Source organism: Paucibacter sp. M5-1 (genome assembly GCF_027498415.2).
Taxonomy (GTDB): Bacteria; Pseudomonadota; Gammaproteobacteria; order Burkholderiales; family Burkholderiaceae_C; genus Roseateles_E.
Map to the genome: position 1 here is coordinate 5,666,741 of NZ_JAPZLM020000001.1, position 25,200 is coordinate 5,691,940.

General features: G+C 65.1%; 28 protein-coding genes and 1 tRNA gene. 13 read left to right on the forward strand and 16 right to left on the reverse strand.

From position 1 onward, the window contains the following. Positions 1-11 precede the first annotated feature (11 nt). Genes O5M90_RS26760 through hemW form a run of 5 tightly spaced genes read left to right on the forward strand, consistent with a single transcriptional unit; the run spans position 12 to position 4,476 of the window. Positions 12-980, forward strand: coding sequence for a serine/threonine protein kinase (locus O5M90_RS26760; protein ID WP_137942250.1), 969 nt, complete (start codon positions 12-14; stop codon positions 978-980). After that, positions 977-1,909 carry a PP2C family protein-serine/threonine phosphatase gene (locus O5M90_RS26765; protein WP_269840913.1) on the forward strand — a complete coding sequence of 311 codons (933 nt, stop codon included), beginning with the start codon at positions 977-979 and terminating at the stop codon, positions 1,907-1,909. Before O5M90_RS26760 ends, O5M90_RS26765 begins: the two co-directional genes overlap by 4 nt. Before the next feature lie 17 nt (positions 1,910-1,926). Continuing rightward, positions 1,927-2,664: a ribonuclease PH gene (gene rph / locus O5M90_RS26770; protein ID WP_269840912.1), complete on the forward strand. Its 738-nt coding sequence runs from the start codon at positions 1,927-1,929 to the stop codon at positions 2,662-2,664. After that, the gene (rdgB, locus tag O5M90_RS26775; RefSeq protein WP_137942253.1) at positions 2,661-3,269 is read left to right on the forward strand and encodes an RdgB/HAM1 family non-canonical purine NTP pyrophosphatase; all 609 of its coding nucleotides are present in this window, start codon (positions 2,661-2,663) and stop codon (positions 3,267-3,269) included. Before rph ends, rdgB begins: the two co-directional genes overlap by 4 nt. A 4-nt stretch (positions 3,270-3,273) precedes the next feature. Further along, a complete protein-coding gene (hemW, locus tag O5M90_RS26780; RefSeq protein WP_269840911.1) occupies positions 3,274-4,476 on the forward strand; it encodes a radical SAM family heme chaperone HemW in 1,203 nt (400 codons plus the stop codon). Positions 4,477-4,488: 12 nt separating this feature from the next. Here the strand turns inward: hemW and O5M90_RS26785 are convergent, their stop codons facing one another. Genes O5M90_RS26785 through O5M90_RS26795 form a run of 3 tightly spaced genes read right to left on the reverse strand, consistent with a single transcriptional unit; the run spans position 4,489 to position 7,175 of the window. Beyond that, entirely contained in the window at positions 4,489-5,583 is a 1,095-nt protein-coding gene (locus O5M90_RS26785; RefSeq protein ID WP_137942255.1) for a protein-glutamate methylesterase/protein-glutamine glutaminase, read from the reverse strand. Between the two features lie 24 nt (positions 5,584-5,607). Then, positions 5,608-6,276 (reverse strand): chemoreceptor glutamine deamidase CheD, encoded by a 669-nt coding sequence (cheD, locus tag O5M90_RS26790; RefSeq protein ID WP_262967966.1) that lies wholly within the window; start codon positions 6,274-6,276, stop codon positions 5,608-5,610. 44 nt (positions 6,277-6,320) lie between these two features. Continuing rightward, the gene (locus tag O5M90_RS26795; protein WP_440402473.1) at positions 6,321-7,175 is read right to left on the reverse strand and encodes a CheR family methyltransferase; all 855 of its coding nucleotides are present in this window, start codon (positions 7,173-7,175) and stop codon (positions 6,321-6,323) included. Positions 7,176-7,350: 175 nt separating this feature from the next. On the opposite strand from O5M90_RS26795, the gene O5M90_RS26800 reads away from it, so the two are divergent. Genes O5M90_RS26800 through O5M90_RS26810 form a run of 3 tightly spaced genes read left to right on the forward strand, consistent with a single transcriptional unit; the run spans position 7,351 to position 9,276 of the window. Next, complete coding sequence (locus O5M90_RS26800) at positions 7,351-8,076, forward strand: GGDEF domain-containing protein (RefSeq protein ID WP_440402474.1); 726 nt, start codon at positions 7,351-7,353, stop codon at positions 8,074-8,076. After that, positions 8,073-8,876: a MinD/ParA family protein gene (locus O5M90_RS26805; protein ID WP_137942259.1), complete on the forward strand. Its 804-nt coding sequence runs from the start codon at positions 8,073-8,075 to the stop codon at positions 8,874-8,876. Before O5M90_RS26800 ends, O5M90_RS26805 begins: the two co-directional genes overlap by 4 nt. A 7-nt stretch (positions 8,877-8,883) precedes the next feature. Beyond that, on the forward strand, positions 8,884-9,276 hold the full coding sequence (locus O5M90_RS26810) for a group II truncated hemoglobin (protein WP_269840910.1): 393 nt from the start codon (positions 8,884-8,886) through the stop codon (positions 9,274-9,276). On the opposite strand, the gene O5M90_RS26815 is transcribed toward O5M90_RS26810, so the two are convergent. Together O5M90_RS26815 and radC are read right to left on the reverse strand one after the other, a co-directional pair. After that, positions 9,277-9,927, reverse strand: coding sequence for a Smr/MutS family protein (locus O5M90_RS26815; protein ID WP_440402475.1), 651 nt, complete (start codon positions 9,925-9,927; stop codon positions 9,277-9,279). Beyond that, a complete protein-coding gene (radC, locus tag O5M90_RS26820) occupies positions 9,927-10,601 on the reverse strand; it encodes a RadC family protein (RefSeq protein WP_269840909.1) in 675 nt (224 codons plus the stop codon). The genes O5M90_RS26815 and radC overlap by 1 nt, the downstream gene beginning before the upstream one ends. Before the next feature lie 59 nt (positions 10,602-10,660). On the opposite strand from radC, the gene O5M90_RS26825 reads away from it, so the two are divergent. The 5 genes from O5M90_RS26825 to O5M90_RS26845 all read left to right on the forward strand — a co-directional run bounded on the left by O5M90_RS26825 (position 10,661) and on the right by O5M90_RS26845 (position 15,119). Beyond that, positions 10,661-11,104 carry an FKBP-type peptidyl-prolyl cis-trans isomerase gene (locus O5M90_RS26825; protein ID WP_269840908.1) on the forward strand — a complete coding sequence of 148 codons (444 nt, stop codon included), beginning with the start codon at positions 10,661-10,663 and terminating at the stop codon, positions 11,102-11,104. After that, positions 11,104-12,078 (forward strand): 4-hydroxy-3-methylbut-2-enyl diphosphate reductase, encoded by a 975-nt coding sequence (ispH, locus tag O5M90_RS26830; protein ID WP_269840907.1) that lies wholly within the window; start codon positions 11,104-11,106, stop codon positions 12,076-12,078. Before O5M90_RS26825 ends, ispH begins: the two co-directional genes overlap by 1 nt. 83 nt (positions 12,079-12,161) lie before the next feature. Next, positions 12,162-13,457, forward strand: a complete 1,296-nt coding sequence (serS, locus tag O5M90_RS26835) for a serine--tRNA ligase (RefSeq protein WP_269840906.1) — start codon at positions 12,162-12,164, stop codon at positions 13,455-13,457. A 91-nt stretch (positions 13,458-13,548) separates the two neighbouring features. Next, positions 13,549-13,636: transfer RNA gene (locus tag O5M90_RS26840), tRNA-Ser, on the forward strand. A gap of 235 nt (positions 13,637-13,871) precedes the next feature. Next, positions 13,872-15,119: a tyrosine-type recombinase/integrase gene (locus tag O5M90_RS26845; protein ID WP_269840905.1), complete on the forward strand. Its 1,248-nt coding sequence runs from the start codon at positions 13,872-13,874 to the stop codon at positions 15,117-15,119. 1,165 nt (positions 15,120-16,284) lie between these two features. On the opposite strand, the gene O5M90_RS26850 is transcribed toward O5M90_RS26845, so the two are convergent. From O5M90_RS26850 to O5M90_RS26900, 11 genes are all read right to left on the reverse strand, one after another. After that, the gene (locus O5M90_RS26850) at positions 16,285-16,671 is read right to left on the reverse strand and encodes a hypothetical protein (RefSeq protein WP_269840904.1); all 387 of its coding nucleotides are present in this window, start codon (positions 16,669-16,671) and stop codon (positions 16,285-16,287) included. A gap of 1,041 nt (positions 16,672-17,712) precedes the next feature. Next, complete coding sequence (locus O5M90_RS26855) at positions 17,713-18,195, reverse strand: hypothetical protein (RefSeq protein WP_269840903.1); 483 nt, start codon at positions 18,193-18,195, stop codon at positions 17,713-17,715. A 700-nt stretch (positions 18,196-18,895) separates the two neighbouring features. After that, positions 18,896-21,460, reverse strand: coding sequence for a tape measure protein (locus tag O5M90_RS26860; protein WP_269840902.1), 2,565 nt, complete (start codon positions 21,458-21,460; stop codon positions 18,896-18,898). A gap of 230 nt (positions 21,461-21,690) precedes the next feature. After that, the gene (locus tag O5M90_RS26865; RefSeq protein WP_269840901.1) at positions 21,691-21,939 is read right to left on the reverse strand and encodes a hypothetical protein; all 249 of its coding nucleotides are present in this window, start codon (positions 21,937-21,939) and stop codon (positions 21,691-21,693) included. A gap of 46 nt (positions 21,940-21,985) precedes the next feature. After that, entirely contained in the window at positions 21,986-22,285 is a 300-nt protein-coding gene (locus O5M90_RS26870; protein WP_269840900.1) for a helix-turn-helix domain-containing protein, read from the reverse strand. Next, positions 22,282-22,515: a helix-turn-helix transcriptional regulator gene (locus O5M90_RS26875; protein ID WP_269840899.1), complete on the reverse strand. Its 234-nt coding sequence runs from the start codon at positions 22,513-22,515 to the stop codon at positions 22,282-22,284. Before O5M90_RS26875 ends, O5M90_RS26870 begins: the two co-directional genes overlap by 4 nt. Continuing rightward, positions 22,512-22,763 (reverse strand): hypothetical protein, encoded by a 252-nt coding sequence (locus O5M90_RS26880; protein WP_269840898.1) that lies wholly within the window; start codon positions 22,761-22,763, stop codon positions 22,512-22,514. The genes O5M90_RS26875 and O5M90_RS26880 overlap by 4 nt, the downstream gene beginning before the upstream one ends. Before the next feature lie 110 nt (positions 22,764-22,873). Continuing rightward, on the reverse strand, positions 22,874-23,614 hold the full coding sequence (locus O5M90_RS26885; RefSeq protein WP_269840897.1) for a hypothetical protein: 741 nt from the start codon (positions 23,612-23,614) through the stop codon (positions 22,874-22,876). Between the two features lie 124 nt (positions 23,615-23,738). Continuing rightward, positions 23,739-24,143 (reverse strand): hypothetical protein, encoded by a 405-nt coding sequence (locus tag O5M90_RS26890; protein ID WP_269840896.1) that lies wholly within the window; start codon positions 24,141-24,143, stop codon positions 23,739-23,741. Then, on the reverse strand, positions 24,140-24,547 hold the full coding sequence (locus O5M90_RS26895) for a hypothetical protein (protein ID WP_269840895.1): 408 nt from the start codon (positions 24,545-24,547) through the stop codon (positions 24,140-24,142). Before O5M90_RS26895 ends, O5M90_RS26890 begins: the two co-directional genes overlap by 4 nt. A 44-nt stretch (positions 24,548-24,591) precedes the next feature. Beyond that, a complete protein-coding gene (locus O5M90_RS26900) occupies positions 24,592-25,125 on the reverse strand; it encodes a hypothetical protein (RefSeq protein ID WP_269840894.1) in 534 nt (177 codons plus the stop codon). Between the last annotated feature and the right edge of the window lie 75 nt (positions 25,126-25,200).

Consider the following 25,200-nt stretch of genomic DNA (forward strand, 5'->3'; position numbering starts at 1 on the left):
AAAACGCGATTATGTCAAAGCCGAAACCGGCGCCCTTGCCTGCGGGTACGGTGGTAGGGGGCTACCAGATCATCAAGAAGCTGGCAGCAGGCGGATTCGGTGTTGTCTATCTGGCCGAAGACCCCGAGCACCACCTCGTTGCCCTGAAGGAATACCTGCCTTCCAGCCTGGCCGAGCGCTCGCCCGGAGAACTGACGCCGCGCGTCAAGCCCGAGAAGCAACCGCTGTACCGACTCGGCTTGCGCAGCTTCTTCGAGGAAGGCCGCTCGCTGGCGCAGATCTCGCATCCCAGCGTGGTCTCGGTGCTGAACTTCCTGCGCGAGAACGAAACCGTCTACATGGTGATGAACTATCTGCAAGGCGACACCTTGCAGGACTTCATCGTCACGGCCCGCGACCTCAAGCGCGACAAGGTGTTCCGCGAGTCAACCATCCGCAGCCTCTACGACGAGATCCTGCGCGGCCTGCGCATCGTCCATCAGCACAAGATGCTGCACCTGGACATCAAGCCGGCCAATATCTTCATCACCAACGACAACAAGGCCGTGCTCTTGGACTTCGGCGCCGCGCGCGAGGTGCTGAGCAAGGAAGGCAATTTCATCCGGCCCATGTACACGCCCGGCTTCGCCGCGCCCGAGATGTACCGCCGCGATGGCTCCTTGGGCCCCTGGACCGACATCTACGCGATCGGTGCCTGCATCTACGCCGGCATGCAGGGCTATCCGCCCAACGATGCGCCGCAGCGCCTGGAGAAGGACCGGCTGGCGCTGAGCCTGTCGCGCCTGCGCAATGTCTATTCCGACAACCTGATCGAGGTGACGGAGTGGTGCATGTCGCTGGACCCCTTGTCGCGGCCGCAAAGCGTGTTCGCGCTGCAAAAGGAACTGGCCCGTGAGACCGAGAGGCGCTACACCAAGCTGAGCTTCAGCGAACGCTTGAAGCTGCAGCTCGAGAATCTCAAGACTGGGGCGAAGGCGTGAAATTCGGCATCTACCAGGTCAGCCGACGCGGTGGCCGGGAGAAGAACGAAGACCGCATGGGTTACTGCTACACCCGCGAGGCCGGGCTGTTCGCGCTGGCCGACGGCATGGGTGGCCACCCCGAGGGTGAGGTGGCCGCGCAGATCACCTTGCAGACCTTGGCGGCGATGTTCCAGCGCGATGCCAAGCCGACCCTGGCCGACCCGGCGCGCTTTCTGCAAGACGCGGTGCTGATCGCGCATCAGACCCTGCTGCGCTACGGCACCGACAAGAACCTGGGCGACACGCCGCGCACCACCGTGGTCGCCTGCGTGCTGCAGGGGGGCTATGTGTTCTGGGCCCATTGCGGCGACTCGCGGCTCTATATGGTGCGCGCCGGCCATCTGATCGCCCGTACCCGCGACCACTCCTATTCCGAGCTGCAGGAGGCGCTGGGCCGCAGCGCGAGCGGGGCCGAGCGCTTCAATCGCAATGTGCTGTTCACCTGCCTGGGCAGCCCGGGCAAGCCGATGGTGGACATCAGCGGGCCGCTGGCGCTGGAGCCGGGGGACAGGCTGCTGCTGTGCTCCGACGGTCTGTGGGGCACGGTGGGCGACCCGGAGCTGGTGTCGCAGCTGGCCGCACTGCCGATTGCCGATGCGGTGCCGGAGCTGGTCGAGCAGGCGCTGCGCAATGGCGGGCCGCGCTGCGACAATGTCACCGCGCTGGCCGTCGAGTGGGAGGGCGAGGATGAGCCCGAGGGCGCCATCTCCACCCAGGACCTCGGCGACGAGGGCTTCGCCTCGACAATACAGGCTGCGGCCGCCGCCCTCCAGGCGCAGGAGCGCAAGAGCGGCGAACTGGACGAGGCCGAGATCGACCGATCGGTGCGCGAGATCAACGAGGCCATAGCCCAGGCCCGGCAGCGCAGCGCCTCCAAGCAAAAGTAGAACCTGAAGGATTTTCGATGAGCAAGATCAACGACGCGCCGCGCTCCGCCGGACGCGCGGCCGATGCGCTGCGCCCCGTGCGCCTGACGCGCCACTACACCCGCTATGCCGAGGGCTCGGTGCTGGTCGAGTTCGGCGAGACCAAGGTGCTGTGCACCGCCTCGGTCGAGGAAAAAGTGCCGCCGCACAAGCGCGGCTCCGGCGAGGGCTGGGTCACCGCCGAGTACGGCATGCTGCCGCGCGCCACCCACACCCGCGGCGACCGCGAGGCCGCGCGCGGCAAGCAAAGCGGCCGCACCCAGGAGATCCAGCGCCTGATCGGCCGCTCGCTGCGCTGCGTGTTCGACCTGAAGCTGCTGGGCGAGCGCACCATCTCGCTGGACTGCGATGTGATCCAGGCCGATGGCGGCACCCGCACCGCCGCGATCACCGGCGCCTATGTGGCCGCCCATGACGCGGTCAGCTGGCTGATCGCCCAGGGCAAGATCAGCGCTTCGCCGATCAAGGATGCGGTGGCGGCGATCTCGGTGGGCATGCTGGAGGGTCGGCCGCTGCTGGACCTCGAGTACACCGAGGATTCGAGCTGCGATACCGATATGAATGTCGTGATGACCGGAGCCGGCGGCTTTGTCGAGCTGCAGGGCACGGCCGAGGGCGTGGCCTTCACCCGCGCCGAGATGAATGCCTTGCTCGACCTTGCCGAGAAGGGCATTCGCGAGCTGCTGGCCGCGCAGAAGGTGGCGCTGTCGGCATGAAGACGATTGTGCTGGCGTCCAACAACGCCAAGAAGCTCGCCGAGCTGCAGGCGCTGTTCGCGCCGTTGGGCGTCGAACTCGTCACGCAGGGCAGCCTCGGCATCCCCGAGGCCGAGGAGCCCTTCGACAGCTTTGTCGAGAACGCGCTGACCAAGGCCCGCCATGCGGCCCAGCTCAGCGGCCTGCCGGCGCTGGCCGACGATTCGGGCCTGGCGGTCGAGGCGCTCGGCGGCGCACCGGGCGTGCTGTCGGCCCGCTATGCGACGCTGTTCGGCCGACCCAAGAGCGATGCCGAGAACAACGCCGTGCTGCTGGAGCAGCTGGCCGGCGTCGAGCAGCGCGCGGCCCGCTTTGTCTGCGCGCTGGTGGCGGTGCGCTCGGCGCAGGATCCCGAGCCGCTGATCGCGATGGGGCGCTGGCAGGGTCAGGTCTTGCCGGCCTTGAGCGGCGAGGGCGGTTTCGGCTATGACCCGCTGCTCTTCATCCCCTCGCTGGGCCGCAGCGTCGCACAGCTCAGCGCGGCGGAGAAGAACGCGCTGAGCCACCGGGCCCTGGCCGCCGCCGATCTGGCGACGCAGATGCGCGAGACCTGGCACCTGGGCTGACGCGATGGCCGATGTGATCAAGCTGATGCGCCCTGGCACCCTGAGCCTGGCCGCCTTGCCGCCGCTGTCGCTCTATGTGCACCTGCCCTGGTGCCTGCGCAAATGCCCTTACTGCGATTTCAACTCGCATGAATGGCAGGGCGGCAAGGAACTGCCGGCCGAGACGGCACGCGAGTACCTGGCGGCCCTGCGCGCCGATCTCGAGGCGGCGCTGCCGCTGATCTGGGGCCGCCCGGTCGTCAGCATCTTCATCGGCGGCGGCACGCCCAGCCTGTTCGCGCCGGAGCAGATTGCCGAGTTGATCTCGGACCTGCGCGCCCGCCTGCCGCTGGAGCCCGGCTGCGAGATCACTTTGGAGGCCAACCCGGGCACCTTCGAGCGTGACCGCTTCAAGGGCTTTCGCGAGGCCGGCGTGACGCGGCTGTCGATCGGCGTGCAGAGCTTTGACGATGCCAAGCTAAAGGCCCTGGGCCGCGTGCACAACGCCGACCAGGCCAAGGCCGCGATTGCCGAGGCGGCCGGCTGCTTCGAGACCTTCAATATCGATCTGATGTATGCGCTGCCGGGCCAGAGCCTGGACGAACTGGCGCTCGAACTCGATACCGCGCTGGCCTATGCGTCACCCCATCTGTCGGTCTATCACCTGACGATAGAGCCGAACACGGTGTTCGCGACGCGGCCGCCCGAGCAGCTGCCCGACCCCGATCTGGCCAGCGAGATGCTGGACCTGATCACCGCACGCACCGGCGCGCTGGGCATGGAGCGCTATGAGGTCTCGGCCTATGCCAAGCCGACGCACCGCTGCGCCCACAACCTGAACTACTGGCAGTTCGGCGACTATCTGGGCATAGGCGCCGGCGCGCACAGCAAGCTGAGCTTCCCGCACCGTGTGTTGCGCCAGGTGCGCTGGCGCGAGCCGGCCGGCTATATGGCCAAGGCCGCCGAGGGCCAGGCGGTGTCGAATGAAAACGAGGTTGGCCGCCGCGAACTGCCCTTCGAGTTCATGCTCAATGCGCTGCGCCTGCGCGAGGGCGTGCCGCTGACGCAGTACCTGGAGCGCACCGGCCTGCCGCCGTCCAGCATCGCCAAGGCGCTGGAGCAGGCGCGTGCCAAGGGCCTTCTCGAAGCCGACCCGGCACGGCTGACGCCGACCGCGCGCGGCTTTGACTTCCTGAGCGATCTGCAGTCGCTGTTTCTCGACGCCTGAGCGCCGCGCCGGTCAAACCCGGTTCAGCGACATGCCCGAGGTGCTGCGCAGACGCTCGATCAGGCGCGGCGCGATCTGCTGCAGCGGCAGCACCTCGTCGGCCGCACCGGCGGCGATGGCCTCGCGCGGCATGCCGAACACCACGCAGGTGGCCTCGTCCTGCACGAAGTTGTAGGAGCCGGCGTCCTTCATGACCTTCATGGCCTTGGCGCCGTCGGCGCCCATGCCGGTCAGCATCACGCCCAGCGCGTTCGGCCCGACCACGCGGGCCGCCGAATGGAACAGCACCTCGACCGAGGGCTTGTGGCGGTTCACCGGCTCACCGTCCTGCACGCGGGCGATGTAGTTGGCGCCCGAGCGCTCGACGCTCAGATGGAAGCCGCCCGGCGCGATATAGCCGTGGCCGGGCAGGATGCGCTCGCCGTCCTGCGCTTCCTTGACGCGGATGCGGCACAGGCCGTCCAGCCGCGCCGCATAGCTCTTGGTGAAGCCCGGCGGCATGTGCTGGGTGATCACGACGGCTGGGCAGTCGGCCGGCAGATTGATCAAGACGTCCTTGGTCGCCTCGGTGCCGCCGGTGGAGGCGCCGATGAAGATGATCTTCTCGGTCGACATGCGGCCCAGGCTGGCCATCGTCACCGGCTTGGCTGGCGCCGCCGGCGCGCCACCGGCCGTCGGCGCGGCGGCGGCCGGTGCCCGACGGATATGGGCCTTGGACGCGATGCGTATCTTGTCGGTGATGTCGTCGGCCAGCTGGCGGATGCCGTCGGCCACACCGATCTTGGGCTTGGCGACAAAGTCCACCGCCCCCAGCTCCAGCGCCTTCATCGTGACCTCGGCGCCGCGCTCGGTCAGCGTCGACACCATCACGACCGGCATCGGCCGCAAGCGCATCAGCCGCTGCAGGAAGTCGAGCCCGTCCATCTTGGGCATCTCGACATCGAGCGTGATGACGTCCGGGTTCAGGTTACGTATCATCTCGCGCGCCACCAGCGGGTCGGCGGCGGCGCCGATGCACTCCATATCGGACTGGCGATTGATGATCTCGGTGAGGATGGAGCGCACCAGCGCCGAATCATCCACCACCACCACTTTGGTCTTGGCCATTTACTTCTCCTCGGGGTCGCGAGCTCAGAACAGATCGACGGAGCCGCCCGTGGCGACCACCGGCTGAGCCTTCTGGGCGGCGGCGCGGTCCTGCTGAACCAGCGCATCGGTATTGGTGGGGGCCAGGCGCTTGACCATGGCCTTGCCGCTGTGCGGCAGGAAGCAGACCTTGCGCGGATAGACGTCCAACACGTCCTTGGAGACGATGGGGATGCGCTCGGTCTTCAGATAGTCGATCACGAAATTGGTGTTGCGCTCGCCGACATTGATGGTGTTCATGCCGGCAATCACCGCGCCGCCGCCAAAGATCTTGGCTTCCATCCGACTCTTGGCCGCACCGCGCTTCATCATCTCGTTGATCAGCAACTCCATCGCGAACGAGCCGTAGCGGCCCGAGTCGCCGGCGCCCTCGGGCAGCATGAAGTGGTTCATGCCGCCAACCATCGCATGCCGGTCCCACAGACAGGCGGCGATGCAGGAGCCCAGCGTGGTCATCACCAGGATGTCTTCGTTGTCGACGAAATACTCGCCGGGCAGGATCTTGACCGCCGCATTCTTGAAGTGGGCGTCGTAGAAGAAGAACGAGGCTTCGCCCTGCTTGCGCGTCTGCGCCTTCAGTTGCGCCACGCGCGCCGCGCCTGCACCGCTGGAGATCACACCGGCGTTGCCGGCTTGGGTCTGGGGCGTGCTCATCATTCTTTATCGGCCAGGGTGGGGAGTTCTTGAGCGGCGCGCGCTCAGACCTTTTCGTAGATCGTCTTGCCGCGCAGCCGGAACAGATCGCGCGACTCGGTGAAATTCTCGGAATGGCCGACGAACAGCAGGCCATGGGGTTTCATGACCCGGTGGATGCGCTCCAGCACCTTGCGCTGCGTGGGCGCGTCGAAATAAATCATCACATTGCGGCAGAACACGATCTGGAAGGGGTCGCCCAGCGACCATTGCTGGTCCATCAGATTCAGGCTGCGGAACTCGATCCATTTCTGCAACTCGGGCTTGACGCGGATGCGGCCCTCGTTGGCACCGGTGCCGCGCATGAAGAAGTTCTTCAGGCGCTGCGGCGACAGGCCGCGGGCGTCGGCGTTGTAGACGCCGCGTCGCGCGGTGTTCAGCACATTGGTGTCGATATCGCTGGCGACGATCTGCACCGAGGCGCTGCTGCCCAGCGCTTCGCTGCAGCTGATCGCGATCGAGTAGGGCTCCTCGCCGGTCGAGGCGGCGCAGCACCAGATGCGCAGCGGCTTGCCGGCCAGTGGCTTCAGATCCTCGGCCAGCGCATGGAAGTGATGGTCTTCGCGGAAAAAGGAGGTCAGGTTGGTGGTCAGGCAGTTGACGAACTCCTGCCATTCCTGGTCCGCCTGCGGGCCGGTGGCCGCCTCCAGCCACTGCAGATAGCTGGCGAAGCTGCGGTGGCCGGTATCGCGCAGCCGGCGCGAGAGCCGGCTGTAGACCATCGCATGCTTGCCGTCATGCAGGCTGATGCCGGCGTGTTTGTAGATCAGCTGGCGCACCCGGTCAAAGTCAGCGCGGCTGAAATTGAACTCATGGTCGATGGCTTCGGTGGATGAGGCGTTATTGGGTGAAGCGGCCATGGTTGTCATTGGTTTTGTGCGCACCGCGCACGCTGGATTGATTTTGCATCCGCCGCCAGTGTCTGTGGTGGCCAGTGCCCAAGATAGTGTGAACAGCCGGGTGAACCCCTCACTATTTCCGCCCCTCTGCGGGATAACCCGCCTGCTAGACTGCCGCCACACCTTCGGGAGCCTCTTGGACTCAAGCCTACACCCCCCTTCGCTGATCAATGCTCGCGATCTGCAGCTGGACCTGGCCTTGCAGCTGCTGCAGCAGGCCGGCGCCTTGCTGCCCGAGGCCGAGCCCTACAGCGCCGCATGGCTGCAAGGCCTGCTGGACGCACTGTGCGATCTCTCCAGCAAGGACGCGCTGACCGGCCTGGTCAACCGTCGCAGCTTCGAGATGTCGCTGTCGCGCGAGGTCGATCGGGTCGCGCGCTCGGGCGAGCCTGCGCTGCTGCTGATGGTGGATATCGATCATTTCAAGGCCGTCAACGACAGTTATGGCCATGTCGCCGGCGATATGGTGATACAGGCGGTGGCGCGCAGCATTGCGCAGACGGTGCGGCCGATGGACACGGTGGCACGGGTCGGCGGCGAGGAGTTCGCCATCATCCTGCCCAACTGTCCCAGCACCTATGGCGCGACGGTGGCCGAGCGGCTGCGCGAACGCGTGGCCGAGCAGAAAGTCGAGGTGGCAACGGGCCAGATGCTGCAGGTCACGGTCAGCCTGGGCGGTGCTTTTGCACCGCAATGGGTGCGCTCTTCGTCCCTGCTGTGGATAGAGCGGGCCGATCGCCAGCTCTACCGCGCCAAGGCCGAAGGCCGCAACCGCGCCTGCCTGGAGCCGCAAACCGACTCCCTGGTCAGTGCCGAGGAAAAAGGCATGTTGTTCGCTGTAACGCAACAGGATAGTGAATGAATACAACAACACCTGCTGCAAACCCGTCCGGCGCCAGGCTGCGCCCGGGTGCCCGCACGCTGGCCGTCACGAGCGGCAAGGGAGGCGTGGGCAAGACATTCGTCACGGCCAATCTGGCCGCCGCGCTGGCCGCCCGCGGCCAGAAGGTGCTGGTGCTGGACGCCGACCTGGGCCTGGCCAATCTGGATGTGGTGCTGAACCTGCACCCCAAGCTGACCCTGCATGATGTCTTCACCGACAAGGCCACGCTGGACCAGGCCATCCTGCCGGCGCCCGGCGGCTTCTCGGTGCTGCTGGCCGGCTCGGGCATGGTCGAGTACTCGCGGCTGACGCCCGAGGTGCGTGACAAGCTCCTCCACATCGTCGAGCTGGTCAAGCCGCGCTTCGACTGGGTGCTGCTGGATACCGGCGCCGGCATTTCGGACGTGGTGCTGTTCGCCGTCTCGCTGGCCAGCGATGTGCTGGTGGTGGCGACGCCCGAGCCGACCTCGCTGACCGACGCCTACGCCACCATCAAGGTGCTGGCCACCCAGCAGGACCGCCGCCATGTGGGCCTGGTCGTCAATCAGGCCTCGCGCGCCGGCGAGGGCAAGATGATTTGCGGCCAGCTGCAGCAGGTGCTGCAACGCTTTGTCGCCGCCATCCCCGGCCAGAGTTTCAAGCTGGAGTTGCAGGGCGAGGTCAGGAACGATGTCTCGGTGCGCCAGGCGGTGCTCAAGCGCCAGCTGCTGCTCGAGCATTTCCCGGGCAGCGAGGCGGCCCAGGGCATCAAGGCGCTGGCGCTGAAACTGCTCGGCTGAGGGCGCGATGGACTCCAGCAACACCCCGGCCACGGCCTTCGCGTGGGTCGGCGGCGAGGCGGCGGTGCGCCGCCTGGTCGACCGCTTCTATGACCTGATGGACCTGGAGCCCGGCTATGCCCAGCTGCGCGCCGCGCATCCGGGCGCCCTGGACAGCGCGCGCGACAAGCTGTTCTGGTTTCTGTGCGGCTGGCTGGGTGGGCCCGACCACTACATCGAGCGCTTCGGTCACCCGCGCCTGCGCGCCCGCCACATGCCCTTCAAGATCGGCATCGCCGAGCGCGACCAATGGGTGGCCTGCATGGCGCAGGCGATGGCCGAGTGCGAGCTCGATCCTGCCTTGCAGCAGCGCCTGACCGAGTCCTTCATGGGCACGGCCGACTGGATGCGCAATATCTGATCAGCCGGCCTGCTGCAGCAGCACCATCAGCGCCCCGCTGCCGCCATCGCTGGCTCGCGCCTGCACAAAGGCCAGCACCTCCTGTTTCTGCACCAGCCAGCGCCTGACCTTGGCCTTCAGCACCGGCTCGCGCCCTGGCGAGCCATTGCCCTTGCCGTGGACGACACGCACGCAGCGCAGGCCGCGCCGCGCGCTCTCGTGCACAAAGCCGCCCAGGGCCTCGCGCGCCTGATCGCGGCGCAGGCCGTGCAGATCGATCTGCGCCTGCAGCGCCCAATGGCCGCGGCGCAGCTTGCGCACCACCTCGGCGCTGATCTCGGGGCGCCGGAACGACAGGGTCTCGTCGGTCTCCAGCAGGGTGTCGACATCGAAATCGTCCGACAGCGCCTGCTGCAGCGCCAGCCGCTCGTCGGCCTCGCGCTGCAGCGGCTCCGGGGCAGGGGGGCGGCGCTCGTGCAGCACCCGCTGCTGCGTCGGCTTGAGCGCGATGACATCGCCGACCGTCAGCTCGAAGATGCGCCGCTCCTGCTCCAGCAGCCGTGCCTGCGCCGCGGCCCGCTCGGCGCGCTCCTCGGCCAGCCGACGCGCCAGCGCCAGCTCTTGCTGCAGGCTTTTGAGATCCTGCAGGCTGCGCAGCGACTTGCCATTCATCACAGCAAGCCCCGCTCGGCCATCGAGATCACCTCAGCGCTGCCCACCACGAAATGGTCCAGCACCCGCATGTCCAGCAGCGCCAGCGCCGACTTCAGCCCCTGGGTCATCAGCTCGTCGGCCCGCGAGGGCTCGGCCACGCCGGAGGGGTGGTTGTGGGCCAGGATCACGGCGGCCGCGCCCAGCTCCAGGCCGCGCTTGACGACCTCGCGCGGGTAGACGCTGGTCTGGGTCAGGCTGCCCCGGAACATCTCCTCCATCGCGATCAGGCGGTGCTGGGCGTCGAGAAACAGCACTGCGAAGACCTCATGGCCCAGGGGCGCGAGCTTGAGTCGCAGGTAGTGCTTGACGGCCTCGGGGGCGTCGAACACCGGCCGCTGCGCCAGTTCCTGCAGCAGCGAACGGCGCGCGATCTCCAGCACGGCAGCAATCTCGGCGCGCTTGGCCGGACCCAGGCCCTTGACGCACGCCAGATCGGCCACGCCGGCATGCAAGAGGCCGCTGAAACCGCCGAAGTCGTCGAGCAGCTGCTGCGCCAGCTGCAGCACCGGCAGGCCCTGGATGCCAGTCCGCAAGAGCAGGGCCAGCAACTCGGCATCGGCCAGCGCCTGGGGGCCGCGCGCGAGCAACTTTTCGCGCGGGCGCGCGTCGGGCGGCAGGTGATTGAGCGGCATGGCAGGCAGGGCGGCGGCGCGGGGCCTTAAAATCCGGCGAGTCTATCGAACAAAGTGCCATGAACCTTATCCAAGCCGGATCCTTTCTGACCCTGCATTACCGACTCGCAGGGCCCGATGGCGGCGACCTGATCAATACCTTTGACGACAAGCCCGCCACCTTGTCGCTGGGGACCGGCGAGCTCGCGCCCGCCATCGAGGCGCGCCTGATCGGCCTGCCCGAAGGCACGCGCACCCAGTTCGAGCTGGCGCCGGGCGAGGCTTTTGGCGAACGCAATCCGGAGCTGCTGCAGCGCATCAAGCGCAGCCTGATGCGCGAGCTCGGCGATCCGGACGAGGCGTACAGCATCGGCGACGTGGTCCAGTTCCCGACGCCCGACGGCCGGGGTGGCTATGGCGGCGTGGTGCGCGAGCTGGGCGAGGACTGGCTGCTGTTCGACTTCAACCACCCGCTGGCCGGCCAGCCGGTGAGCTTCGAAGTCCATGTGATCGGAGTGCTGTGATGAGCCCGATCGAACCCCAAGAAGTCATCCTGGCCGAACCGCGTGGCTTCTGCGCCGGCGTCGACCGGGCCATCGAGATCGTCGAGCGCGCGCTCGTCAAGTTCGGCTCGCCGATCTATGTGCGCCACGAGATCGTGCACAACACCTATGTGGTCAACGACCTGAAGGCGCGCGGCGCGATCTTCATCGAGGACCTGGCCGAGGTGCCGCCCGGCGCCACCCTGGTGTTCAGCGCCCACGGTGTCAGCCAAGCGGTACGCCAGGAGGCAGCCCAGCGCGGCTTCCAGGTCTTTGACGCGACCTGTCCGCTGGTGACCAAGGTCCATGTCGAGGTGGCCAAGCTGCATCGCGAGGGCTATGAGTTCATCATGATCGGCCACAAGGGACACCCCGAGGTCGAGGGCACGATGGGCCAGTTGAGCGACGGCATCTACCTGGTCGAGGAGGTCGGTGACGTGGCCCATGTGCGTGTCAAGGACCCCGCCAAGCTGGCGGTCGTGACCCAGACCACCTTGAGCGTCGACGATGCCGCCGAGATCCTGGCGGCGGTCAAGCGGCACTTTCCGCAGGTGCGCGAGCCCAAGCAGCAGGACATCTGCTACGCCACGCAGAACCGCCAGGATGCCGTCAAGGTGCTGGCGCCCCAGGTCGATGTGGTGATCGTGGTCGGCAGCCCGACCAGCTCCAACAGCAACCGCCTGCGCGAGCTGTCCGAGCGCCTGGGCACGCCCGGCTATATGGTCGATGCGGCCGAGGATCTGCGGCTCGAGTGGCTGGAGGGCCGCTCGCGTGTGGGCCTGACGGCCGGCGCCTCGGCCCCCGATGTGCTGGTGCAGGCGGTGATCACGCGCCTGCGTGCGCTCGGCGCCACCGCGGTGCGCAGCCTGCCCGGGGTCGAGGAGCATGTGCGCTTCCCGCTGCCGCTGGGTCTGGGCGACAAGTCGATGGCCGAGCACAGTTCCTCCCGATCTTGAAGCGGGCGCCTATCGCATGACGCGGCGCCTGCACGAGGCGCCGTTTTGCTTTCATAGAATCGAACGAACACCAAGGACACCCCATGCTGGACATCACCCTGCTGCGCAAAGACCTCGACGCCGTGGTCGCGCGCCTGAACACCCGCAAGAGCCCGCAAGCCTTTCTCGATGTCGAGCGCTATCAGGCGCTGGAGACCTCGCGCCGCAGCGTGCAGATGCGCACCGAGGAACTGCAGGCCCGCCGCAACAGCCTGTCCAAGCAGATCGGCATGCTCAAGGGCAAGGGTGAAGACGCCTCGGCCGTGATGGCCGAGGTCGGCGGTATCGGCGATGAGCTCAAGGCCGGCGCCGAGCGCCTGGACGCGATCCAGCAGGAACTCAACACCATGCTGATGAGCGTGCCCAATCTGCCGCATGAGAGCGTGCCGGTCGGAGCCGACGAGAGCGGCAATGTGGAAGTGCGCCGCTGGGGCACTCCCCGGACCTTCGACTTCGAGCTCAAGGACCATGTGGACCTGGGCGCGGCCCTGGGCCTGGACTTCGAGCTAGGGGCCAAGCTCAGCGGCTCGCGCTTCACCTTCATGCGCGGCAAGGTCGCCAAGCTGCATCGGGCGCTGGCGCAGTTCATGCTGGACACGCAGACCGAGGCACACGGCTACACCGAGTGCTACACGCCTTACATCGTCAACCGCGAGGTGCTGGAAGGCACGGGCCAGCTGCCCAAGTTCAAGGAAGACATGTTCTGGGTGCTGCGTGGCGGCGATGAAGAGGCGGCCGAGCAGTACCTGATCTCGACCTCGGAAATCTCGCTGACCAATACCGTGCGCGAGCAGGTGCTGGATGAGTCCGCGCTGCCGATCAAGCTGACCGCTCACAGCCCCTGCTTCCGTTCGGAAGCGGGCAGCGCCGGCCGTGACACCCGCGGCCTGATCCGCCAGCATCAGTTCGACAAGGTCGAGATGGTGCAGATCACCCATCCTGACAAGAGCTACGAGGCGCTGGAGGAGATGGTCGGCCACGCCGAGGCCATCCTGCAGAAGCTGGGCCTGCCCTATCGCGTGCTGACGCTGTGCACCGGCGATATGGGCTTCGGCTCGACCAAGACCTATGACCTCGAGGTCTGGGTGCCGGCACAGAACACCTACCGCGAGATCAGCTCCTGCTCGAACTGCGAAGGCTTCCAGGCGCGCCGCATGCAGGCCCGCTTCAAGAACGCCCAGGGCAAGAACGAGCTGGTGCACACACTCAATGGCTCCGGTCTGGCGGTCGGCCGCACCCTGGTGGCCGTGCTGGAGAACTATCAGAACGCCGACGGCAGCATCACGGTGCCCGAGGTGTTGCGCCGCTATCTGGGCGGTGCCGAGGTCTTGCGCGGCTGAAAAGCCAGCAAAGACTTGGAAACCGAAAAAAGTCCGCTATACTAGCGGGCTCAACTCGCAGCAAGACAAGCTTGCTGGGACACCAGAATTCGGAGAGGTGGCAGAGTGGTTGAATGTACCTGACTCGAAATCAGGCGGACGGAAACGTCTCGGGGGTTCGAATCCCCCCCTCTCCTCCAGAACAGTGAATCACGACGGTTCACAAAGAAGCAAGGCCCCAAGTAAATCAACGACTTGGGGCCTTTTTTCATGTCACGTTGGATCACGACGGCGCTTTACAGCGCATCGCAAAGCGGGGAACATTCCGGGGAACGTTTCGGCCCGACCGGGGCAAACCGGGGCACAGCCACCGGGACAACCGTGGCGACCGGGACACCATCGTTCCCCGAATGACCGGGACACCGGGACACCGCCATGCCAACGCTGACCGAAGCCGCCTGCAAAAACGCCTCTTGCCCGCCAGACCTGAAGCGCCGAAGGTTGACCGATGGCGGCGGCCTGTACCTGGAGGTGGCCCCCAACGGCAGCAAGCGCTGGTTCTGGAAGTTCTACCCGGACGGCAAGGAGTCGCGCCTGGCGCTGGGCAGCTATCCCGAGGTGACCCTGAAGACTGCGCGGGTGGCCCGGGACGCTGCCCGCATGGCCCGGCAGGCCGGCGTCAACCCCGTCCAGGCTCGCAAGGCCGAGAAGATCGCCAGCAGCACCAGCAACGCGAACACCTTCGAGGCGGTGGCCCGCGAGTTCCACAAGCTCCAGGCCGACACCTGGAGCCCTAGCCATGCGGCGAAGTGGCTGCGCTCCTCGGAGAAGCACCTGTTCCCGCATCTGGGCACGCTGCCACTCGACTCGATCAAGGCGCCGGCGCTGCTGGCCGTGCTGAAGAAGGCCGAGAGCAAGGGCATCCTCAGTACGGCGCAGGACCTGCTGTCGCAGGCTGGCCAGGTGTTCCGCTTCGGTGTGCAGTCCGGGCGCTGCGAGCGCAATCCGGCGGCCGATCTGCGCGGCGCGCTCAAGCCGCACATCGCGGAGAACTTCGCGGCCGTCACCGATCCGGTGAAGGCGGGCGAGCTGCTGCGCGCCATTGATGGCTACACCGGCCAGCCGACCACCCGGGCGGCCCTGCAGCTCTCCGCGCTCATCTTCCAGCGCCCCGGCAACGTGAGGGCGATGGAGTGGGCCTGGATCGATCTGGACGCGGCGCTGCTGACCATCCCGGCGGCGGCGATGAAGCGCACGGCCCATGGCAAGCTCAACGGCCGGCCGCACCTGGTGCCGCTGGCTCGGCAATCGCTGGCGCTGCTGACCGCGCTGAAGCCGCTTACCGGGCATGGGGTGTATGTGTTCCCGTCGGCGCGCACCGGCGAGCGGCCGATGAGCGACGGCACGCTGAACGCGGCCCTGCGGCGCCTGGACTTTTCCGGCGATGAGCATGTGGCCCATGGCTTCCGCGCGATGGCTCGCACGATGATGGCCGAGATCATCCACGGCATTGACCCCGAGGTGGTCGAGGCCCAACTCGCGCACGGCAAGAGCGGCCCCCTGGGCTCAGCCTATGACCGCGCCGAGTACATGGAGCAGCGCAGGCTGATGATGCAGACCTGGGCCGACTACCTGGACCAGCTCAGGGCTGGGGCCAAGGTCCTGGCGTTCAAAGCGGCCTGATCGGTTCACCCAACCCCGGCCCGAGCAGCAGGTGCTGGCTCGCCATGTCCGCATCTTGTCCGCATCGCGTGCGGACAGAACCCGGACAGAACGCCGACAGGCCCGGTCGATCGACATGCCGGCGGCTGATGGCAATAGACCGCAACGCGCCGTGCCTTCTCTTGCGCATCGCCACCCATGGCAGGTTTTGCCCAGATTTACCCGGGGGACGGCTCAGAAATGAGCAGTCCCTTTCTTTTGGCCAAGCTGCGGCTTTGACCGGCTAGCAGCGCGCTAGCGAACTGCAGCCCGTATGCACCGACGCGGAACCCTTGCACAGCAAGAGTTCAACGGCTGCGGCAATGAGCCCATCGATTCCCCTGGGAGCAACCGGTTCACCGACCGGTGCAGAGGTGGCGGCTGGCTATGGATGGGCCTCGCGACCGCAGATCCGTTACCTGTGGGTTACCCATGGGTTGCTCTTTCGCGCCCAATTCATGCAGGTTGCCCCAATCAGCGATGGCGCTGGCCGGCGCGCCGGTACCGTGGAAACCAGCCTGGAAACCTGCGACTGGAAACCACAGGAAAGCACTGGCAACCGTTGGCAATCGCCCCGGTGGATCAGCCCTGTAGCAAGTGCGTCACGCGTGACACCGCAACGATGCGCGGCTTTTGCAAAACTTGCGAAACCCGGCGCGTTATCTGCGATGGGTGGACGGCATAGGTGGCCCTGCAGGAGCGACCTCATTCAGCGGCTGAGGTGGATCTGCTGGACGGCGCGAGGGAGGCCAGCGCCGGGCGACCAGCAGGGCGGGCGGCAGTCTCACAACCGCTCTCAACATTCTTGACGGCGGTTGACGATGGCCCTGCAAAGCGAAGTTAGGCCCTTGGGAGGGCGGCGACAGCCTCCGCTCAGCTTGCGCAGCTCGCCACCACCTCAACAACCCCACAGGCACCCCGCCGAATCTGCCTTGCGGTCCCGGCCGTCTGAGAGGGGGCTAGGGCTGCCAATACCCTGGAGACCGCCAGCTCCGCTGCAATTGTGCGCACCTGCGTACTTTGCGAACTTACTTTTCGTGCGCACAGAACTTTCCCTGCTGGCAATAGGGCGCCCGCCGCTGGGTTTCGACTGTGCTCGGCCGTCTGCGCAAAGTTGCGCTGACGGAACTCGGTCGTCTTACAGCCGTCAGGCGGCCGCAGTGCCTCGCAACCGAAAGCGCTGCTTAGGAGGTTTGGGCAACACCTGCCGAGCACGACGCGCGGCCTCCTTCTCTTGCCATGCGGCGGTGTCCAGGTAGTGGACACGCCGGCAACGGACGACACCTACGCTGCGGACGATTGACAGATGCACCTGATCCTGAATCTCCAAAGGTTCTCCGTCGCTTGTGGACTTCAGGGAGGGGCCATTGGCGGCGTTGGGGTTGTGGCCAACATGGCCAGCGAAGTCAAATATCGAGGGCCACCCGCGTGTGTCGGGCAATGGCTGGCCTGCGGCTGAAACCAGGTTGTGGACCGGCGGGGGCTCATCCGGTCCTAGGTCAATGTCATCGAGTTCGAGATCGTCGGTGCTCATGCTCCAAATGCTAGGAATGAGGCTTTGCCGCACAGCGCCGCGTTTCGTAGCGCCGTGCTCGCCCGGCGACTTGTTGCCCGCCAGCGGCGCTCTCAGACTTTGCTTTACGCCCTGATCCGCCCGCGACCCGCCGGGATGCACATCTACGCCCTGTAAATCGCCTGTCCGACGAGCGTTTTCTCGGTCGAATCCGTATTGGTCCTGTCAAGGTAAATGAGAGGTCTCAGCCCAGGCGCGCGGACGAAGCAAACGCCCGACACCCTTACCAGACCCTTGCCTAAACCTTGGCATTGCGCGCCGAGGTGAACTATGCCGAGGGCGGCAAAACTGTCAGATTTCGCGCCAGCCGAAGGGCCAGCCCATTCTGAAACGTGCGCAGAACCCGTTCGAAAACTGCGCACAAACTCGACCACTTACGCATCTCGAAATCTGGGTGAACTCCAAGGCTGGCGGGACCTGCAGGCCGATTCATTAGCGAAGAATCTGCGTAGGAATTGTTCGGAAACTAGCCGAGCCAATCTGGAGTTCCGCAGCCAGCGCCGTGACAGGAGTGAGCGTGAGTCCTTCCAGTTTGGCTCCAGCGAGGCTGTCATCGCGTGGCGCCCACTCGCCGTGGCGCCCGGGGTCAAGTCGTTCTAAATCAAGTTTCAGCAGCTCGTGGCGTCCAGGGCCACCAGTACCCTTGACGAAGTGGGCAACCATTGAGGCGCGTTTCCATAGGGGCCAAGCAACTGCAGCAGGCTCGGTTTTGTCTGGTGCTGGTCTGGGGTAATCGACTCGAGAGCCCTGCACGTCAACGCGAAAAACCGAGCGAGGCAAAGAACTGCGCCACTGCCGCGTCTTCCTGGGTGTCCTCCTCCCAGGTTTATGTGTGAGGGGCAAGAATCCGTAGCGCGGGCCAGCCGCCATTCGCCCCCGGTGAGCGGCCGGAAGGTGGTCAGGTTCTTGCACTCGGTCCCTACCTCTGGGTCGAGCACCCCGAATGCGCAGCAGTTGGAGCAGGTTCGCTTCATGGTGTCGTGGGGCCGGGTGTTTGCGACATCACAGCCCCGACAGACCTTGCTGCACGGGCATTGCGCCGCCCGGCGAGGCCGGAGGCTTGTTAGGGGGCACCAATGGGCTTGGCGGGGCGCCATTCAAGTCCGCATGGCTCCCGTCGAACTCAAATTCCGCGCACCATTCAGCGGCAAGGTCATCCAGCGCATTGATGCGCGCCATTTCAATCGACAAGTCCGCGTGCTCGTGGTCACTGCACTCGGCCATGAAGACGGCCAGGTGCTTGATGAGCTCGGCCAGGCGCGACAAGCGGCGCTGCAAGGTCGCGATGGTCTTGCTGGCCTGTAGGTCGCCGGTCAGGCCAAAGTGCGCGCAGATGGCCCGCAACTGGTCAGGGTGCAGGACGATGGTCGGGTAATCATCCATCCCTTCGGTCTGCGTGAGCATGATGGATGGGCCTGCCTCCGCGTCATAGGCTTCGGCGGAAACGCCGCAGTGGGCCAACTTGGGAATTCCGGTGATGTTCATGTGCAGGTACTCAGTTGTTGCGTTGGTCGACTTGCGACAGCAGATGGCTTATCTAGAAGGTGTCCGGGAGACGGAGCAGGCGAGGGGGCTATTTGCCGCCGCATAGTTCCGGGAGACGGAGCAGGCAGGGCCTCTCCTGTTCCGCTAGACGGAGCAATAGAGGGTCCTCCTGTTCCGCCAGACGGACAAAGGGGCGCGTTTTTCGTAGACGGCGCCTTGCGGTACGCGCCGCGTTCGAAACCACCCAGCGCGCCGGGGTCGTAGTCGGGATGTCGGTCCAGTGTCTGCCAGGTGATGGCGTACCAGGAGGCCTTGTTTGGCCGGTGCCCCTTGACGGTTTCGAACAGGAAGCCCGCCTCGATCAGCTCCTTCTTTGCCCGGTCGATGACGTCTGCGGATCGCCAGCCACGGGGCTCCAGGTACGCCCGACTGCAGAGGAGTCGCCCGTTGTTGTCCCGGACGAACTGCCTGGCGATCTCCAGCAGCAGCGCTTTGGAAGGGTGCCCCAGCCCGGCATAGGCGGGGCTGTCGACGACCGACCACGGGATTGCCATGAATCCGCCCGGGTCGCGGCCCGACCCCTTCTGCTTGTTGTTGCGGCTTGCCATTGCTCATGACCTGCCGCGGACCGTGAGGCGCGTCAATAGACGCGTGCTGGGGGGCTTGGATTCGGCCCAGACGCGGGCCATGGTTCTGACGCTCATAGCCCTGCGCCTCGGACATTAGTGGACTCCCTGAAGGCGGCATAAAGCGGCCCACTGTTGTTGCGGATCTGATTGACGTGGTCAGCCGTGACGAGGCGCAGAAGGTTCTGTTCGCGGTCATACGACTGCGATTGCACCTGGAATGGTGTGCCGTGGTGCTCGATGATGACTGTCGGCTCTCTACCGCTGGCGCCGCCCATCATGTCGGCGTTCGATACGACCTTGCCCTTCTCACCAGGGATCATGTAGCTCCGGCCGGAGTCGCCCTGGAACATCTCCGGGCGATTGCCTTCGCCGACTCGGTAGAGGCTGCCGGCCGCAACTGGGCCACCGTACTGCCGGCCGCCGCCATAGTTTGCCCCTTTGATCGTCGACATCAACGAGGCCCCTTGCGCAAGGACTGTCGCTGCCGCTGGAATGCCTAGTGGCCAGCCCAACTCCCAGGCCTTGGCCGCGCCTGTGGCGATAGACATGGTTGCCTGGGCGATTGAGAACGCCTTCGATACGGCAAACATCGCCTTGTAGGCGCCAGACTGTTTCCCCGCAAATGTCTTGGTGATGTCAGCGAGGCCCCCGAACAAGTTGCTGTAGTTCGTCAGCTGCTGAGACTGGCGGCCTTGTTCTTCGGCGTTTTGCTTGTCGCGGATCTCCTTGATTTTCGCTGCTGTGTTCTGCTCCAGCGCGAGGCGCTCCTGTGCGTAGAGTTCGGCATTGGCTTGATCAGCCATGTACTTCTGCAGGTTCAGATCAAGCTCGCGCTGCAGTTGGAGCTCAAGACGCGCGATCGGGTCTTCGGCGACGATGTTGTCCATCGCTGATGCCTGTCCCCGCTTCTGTTCGTCGGCAAGCCTCCTTGCGGCTTCCCGCTCTTTTTCGCGGTCGCTTTCCAATATGACAGCTCTGTCCGCCCCCTCCTTCACCAGAAGATCTAGTCGGTCAGCAGCTGCTCTTGCCTGCACAAGCAGATCTGCCTTTGCCGCCTTCTCTCGCGTCAAGTCTCCTGCGGCGAGAAGCGCCGCATTCTTGCGTAGGCCCTCGCGCTCAATCGCATTGACGCGCTCGACACCCTCAAGCGTTGCGGCCTCAAGGCTGGCCAAGTAGCTGGCACTGTCAAACTTGGCGCCTTTCTTCGACGGCGCGTCAGGTGTGGCTGCAAGCGATTCATTTGGCTCCACCAGAGCAGGATTCACCTTGCCGCGCCCCGCTCCGCCGTGCAGGGTGTTCATGGCCTTCTGGATGTCCTCGCGCGCCTTTATCAGGGCATCGCGACGATCGGAAAGCGCATCAAGCTCATCCTTCGGCGTGACTGTCTCGCGTTTGCCGTAGATGCTGCGGATCGAACCATCCTTGATTTGGCGCTCCGTCTTGCTGAGCTGCTTCTCAATGTCTTTCAACTGCTCCGCTAGCTCGCTCCCAGCCTGGCGCGGCCCCTTACGGAGCGCATCCGCTATGCGCTGAGCCGATTTCTCTGAGACCTCTGCGGCTGTCCGCGCAGAGCCAGCAACGCGGTCCCAGTTCAAGGCCAGGAGCGCGAGACCGGTAATGATGATCCCGACCGGTCCGCCGAGAGCAGCCAGGACGGCTGAAAACCCTCTAGCCGCGACCGTCGCCGCTCCCATTCCCGCCGCTGTCCCGTAGGCTTTGGCCGCCGCATCAACGAAAGCCAACACAAGCTTGCCCGAGATTGCGCCAGCCAAGGTCACCACAGCAACCTCTGCCGCATGGATGTATGGCCTCATCCCATCGAAGTACTCGGTCAGTCCGCCTTGCTTCACGCTAGCGGACATCTCCTGAATGGCCTCAGTGGCCATGCGGACCCCGCGAGCGATCGCATCGCCGACGCCGGCCTGCGAGATCTGCAGGTATAGGGCACTCAGCGAGTCCTGCAAGTTGCTGATGTCGCCATCGAGCGTCTTCATGCGCTCGGACATGGCGCCGGCAAAGTTCGTCTCGCCGATCTTGACCAGGTAGTCGGTGATGGCGGCGGCGCTGTTCTGCACCTTCGTGGTCGTGCCCTGGAAGGTCAGCGCCACCTTGTCGCCCTCAACGCGGGCCTTGATGCCGAACTCCTTCAGGCGCTCAAACTCACCGGTGGATGCGTCAGCCACAGCCTCGATCATCTGCATCAGGTCTTTGCCCATTGCAGATGCGGTGTTGCCGAAGCTGGTCATCGCCCGCTCGCTGGGATCAAGGCCGAGCGCCTTGAGCTTGGTGAAGCCCTGGACCGACTGCTCCAGGGTGTAGGGCGTCTGAGCGGCGAACTTGCGCAGCCGTTCGAACGCCGCGCCGGCCTGGTCCGCGCCGCCGGTCATGGTCTTCAGGCTGGCGAACATCACATCGAACTGGCGCTGTGTGTTCACTAGCTTGGACACGAAGCCGTCGATGGCGATTGCCCCGATGGCTGCACTGACTGCGGCGGCCATCTTGGTGAGGCTGAGCTGCACGCCAGTGCCGCGATCGGCAATGCGCTGCAGGCGCTCTTCAACCTTGCGAGACTCGGCGATCAGCGCCTTTGTCTCCATGACTACCTCGTAGTACAGCCGTCCTACTTGTTCAGCCATGGGCACGCTCCTGCTTGTTGAGGTCCAGGGTCCGCATGTCCGGCGCGAAGTGGGGTGCAGCTGAATGCGGCGCTACGTGACGAACGAACTCAGCGACTGCCGGCAGGTCGGGAAGCGCGCATGAGCAGTCCCAGCGGAAGACTAAGAAGGGCGTTTGCCCTTCGACGGCGCGCAGTTGATAGCCAGCCAGCGCTAGCTGCGCGCGCATCGTGGCCAGGCCTTTCGCTGAATCAGTTGAGCTGCAAGGGGTTGACGATGCCAGTGCCGTCGATGTCGAGCACGAGGAGCGTGCTTCCAGAGTCGGCACCAGCGGTGAGGATGATGTCAGCGGGGTAGTGCACTGGGACGCTGATGATGGTTCCTCCGGCGGTCGTGATGAGCAAACGCAGTGCTCGCGGCTCGGCAGATTCGTGGCTGAGTTTGAGCGTCCAAGTCTCGCCGATGGCGATGTCTGGCAGGTCGATGGATTGCCTTTGCATGGCTGCCCTTCTTGAGTGGTGTGGACGGCGGTCGGGTGGGGATTTGTCATGCTTTCCCCTTGACCAGTGTGTACTGACCAATGCGATGGCGGACGCCGGCCTCGGTTTCGGTGACGATCCAGTTCATGATCACGCGATGGCCGGCATTGACCAGCTCCATCTTTCGGGCGCGAACGTCGTAGCAGTCCAGAAACCGGGACCCTTCGAAGGTCGTGACGTAGCCAAGCGTCTGCAGGGCTTCGAGCAGGCGCGTGCGCTGTGCTGCGGCGACCAAACCTGGATTGCGGTCACGGATCGCGTGCAGTGCCGCGATGCGATCCGCTGGGGTATGTTGTGGCGCCGTCATGATTGCGCTCCCAGGGCCTGGATAAAGGCCCGCGCATCGCCGGAACGCACCCGAGTGCAGCGCGCCCCCATCTTGACGAGCGCCAACTCGCCGGCCGCAGCCTTCCGGTAGAGGGTTGAGACGGAGAGTCCAGATGCTGCCGCAAGGGTGCCCATGCGAAGCAGGGCGTCCGGGAGTTGCAGAGCTTCGAGCGGCTGCTGGCGCCGTGTGGATGTGGCGGCCGCGCTCATGCCGCAACTCCCAGTACCCGACGCAGATCGGCGACCGGCCAGGCGAGACGGCCATTGATCCGAATGCATCGGACCGGCCCGTCCTCGTTGCAGGCCCAACCGCGCAAGGTCTGGGGGCGGCGGTTGAGAAAGCGTGCTGCGGTAGCGGTGTCAACCGTGGGTGTGCTGATGAGCTCCAGTGGCTGCGGCAGATCCTCGTTATAGGTGCTCAGCCGCGCCTGAGCATGTATGGGCGTTGCGATTTGCATGTCGAACCATCTTTCCGCCATGAGGCGTGTTGCTGATGGTTCGTCACTGTTGATTCCCGGAGTTCCCTGGCGACGCTCTCAGTTCCCTGGGGAACTGCGGAGTCCAGTCACTAGACGGATATGCCGGCGTCGCGCCGCAGGTCTCCCCATGCGTTTCTTATCGTTTTCAAATCCACGGGCTGGGAGAACGCGCGCACGAAGAGCTTTCCTCGGTGGGCTCCCGTGCCGGTGTCAAATGGTGACTCCGGTGTGCCAGCTTCCTTTTCCAGAGCGGCAAATAGATCCTTCGCCGTAGCGCACCTCCATACTCGCAGTTTGGCGACGATGTACGGTGTGACTGCGTCGCGCCAGGAGGGCTTCCTCGCCCGATCAGCGCTCTGCCGACGGTGCTCAACCGGCGGCGCTGGCTGAGGCTGGACCGACACCAAACGCAAGACAGGCGCAGCATTTGGCTGGCTGCGCGCGGCATGTTCTTCACGGGCTTGCAGCCTAGCAAGCTCGTCCAGCCGCGCCATATGTTGATGGTGGCGCTCAATATGCCCTTGCATGTCGTCAATGTCATGCACCCACACTCGCGCAGGCTCTGGCGCCACCGGGGGCGCGTGTCCGGCAAGGTGAGTAGCGGGGACGCCGAAAGTGGCAGCACGCTTGGAAACCGACTCCAGCCCAACACTGTTTGACGTGGCTTCGGAGATTGGCGATAAGTTGATGAGCATCTTGCCGTCCGGGCCGGTCATCCATGCCCGGCGCTTCTCATTCGCCCGAAGGTCGACCATCTCCTGCATAGCATCTGCCGAGACGGTGTAGTTGATCCGAGAGACCTGCAAGCTCTCCCATTGAGGTTTCGTCATTTCGCACCCCTGAATGCGACCCTGAAGAGATGGCCCCAGCAGGCGGGCAGGGAGCCCGTTCTTCGGTTCGCGGGCCTAGCTGGGGTAGGGGACAGTCTAGCTGTGGGCCGGCACGACCAAGCCGCTAGGGCTTGTCCCGAGCAAGTTCGCGAGCATCCATGCGCGCAAACCAATCCTTGTCCTTGTGGTCGCATCCGAACTCGCCAGCTGTGGCGTTGATGAAGTTCTCGGCATCGTCAGTAATTGCTTGGATGGAGCCGAAGATCTGAGCCAGGACATCCGGATGTCGGTACGCATCCGGGGTCTTCATGTAGGCCAGTGCACATGTAGCCATTGCCCGAATGCCGCCGAAACTGCGCGTGGACATGGTGTCGATTTCGTTCAGCGCACTGCGCATCTTCTCAAGCTGGGAAGCTGCATCTCGTGAAGACGCGGTGAGCGCCGCAGCTGCGCGTTCTTCTTCGAAGTCGATAGCCGGTGGCGTGTCAGCCATGGCGGGGCCAACTGGTCTGCAAACTGTCTTGCTCATATGGTGCCTCCAACGAGTTCGGAGATGGAGTGAGGTTGTCGCGCTGGCGGCCGGCGCGGCCGTTCTTGCTCCGACTGCGCTGTATAGGCTGGCTCCGTGGTCTTGATCGGATCCCAGCCTTCGCTCCGGCTGCCGCCGTCAACCTCGATTGAAAGCAGATCGGCCAGCGCACGCAGAAACCCCTGACGATGCAACGGCGGTGCGTCGGTCACGTGGGTCTGCAGGGTGGCATGGATTAGCGAGACGATGGCCGGGTAGTTCCTGGCGTCCTCAACGTCGCTGCCGCCGGCCTCGACGTGGGCGTCCAGGTCGGCTTCAGTCCTCGCCCTGATAGCCTCCAGCATGTCGATGAAGGCCGACGCGCCAGCGCGTACTTGGCGTTTATGGTCTGTCTGGGTTCTCATGGTCATTCCTGTTCAAGATTGCAGGGCGGGCTTCATGGGGAGACTCATTGCGGCCGTCGGGCGTAAAAGCGCGATGTCAGTTCGCGTTCCGCATCCTCTGAGAGGCGCATCAGAGCCTCGGCCTGCCGTGCAATGTTGGCGGTCAAGAACAAAAGGTCCTTCACGGAGTCCTGGTCACGGAACGATCCCACGTTCACGTCATCGCCAATGAGACACCCGAGTCCTTCCGTCATAGCAGCGAGCTGCCCGACAAGAGCGCATGGGTCACCTACTGTTGTCAGGCTCTGCAACTCTTCATCGGTCAAGTTCGGCGCGGCCCGCTCCATCAGTCCGCTCAGCAGGCCCTTCATGTAGGCTGGGTTGAGGGCGTTGAATCGATGTGCTGACCTGGCATCTGGTGCCGCCTCTGAAGCGCGCCGCGTCGCGGCCTTGCGCTCGTGCTCGAAGTCAGGCTGAGTTGGCACTTCAACAGTTGCGGCGCTGGTACTGGGCACAGCATTGAGGGTAGGGCGGGTGGCAGTGCCGACGGCCGTCCGTTTGACGCGGCCTGTGGTGGTAGCCTTGGCATCAGCTTGCATGGTCTGCTCCTTATCAGCAGGGTTTGTGGGTCAGAAGGCTGGGGCGGTTGGCGCTGCCCTGGCCTTCGTTCTGGT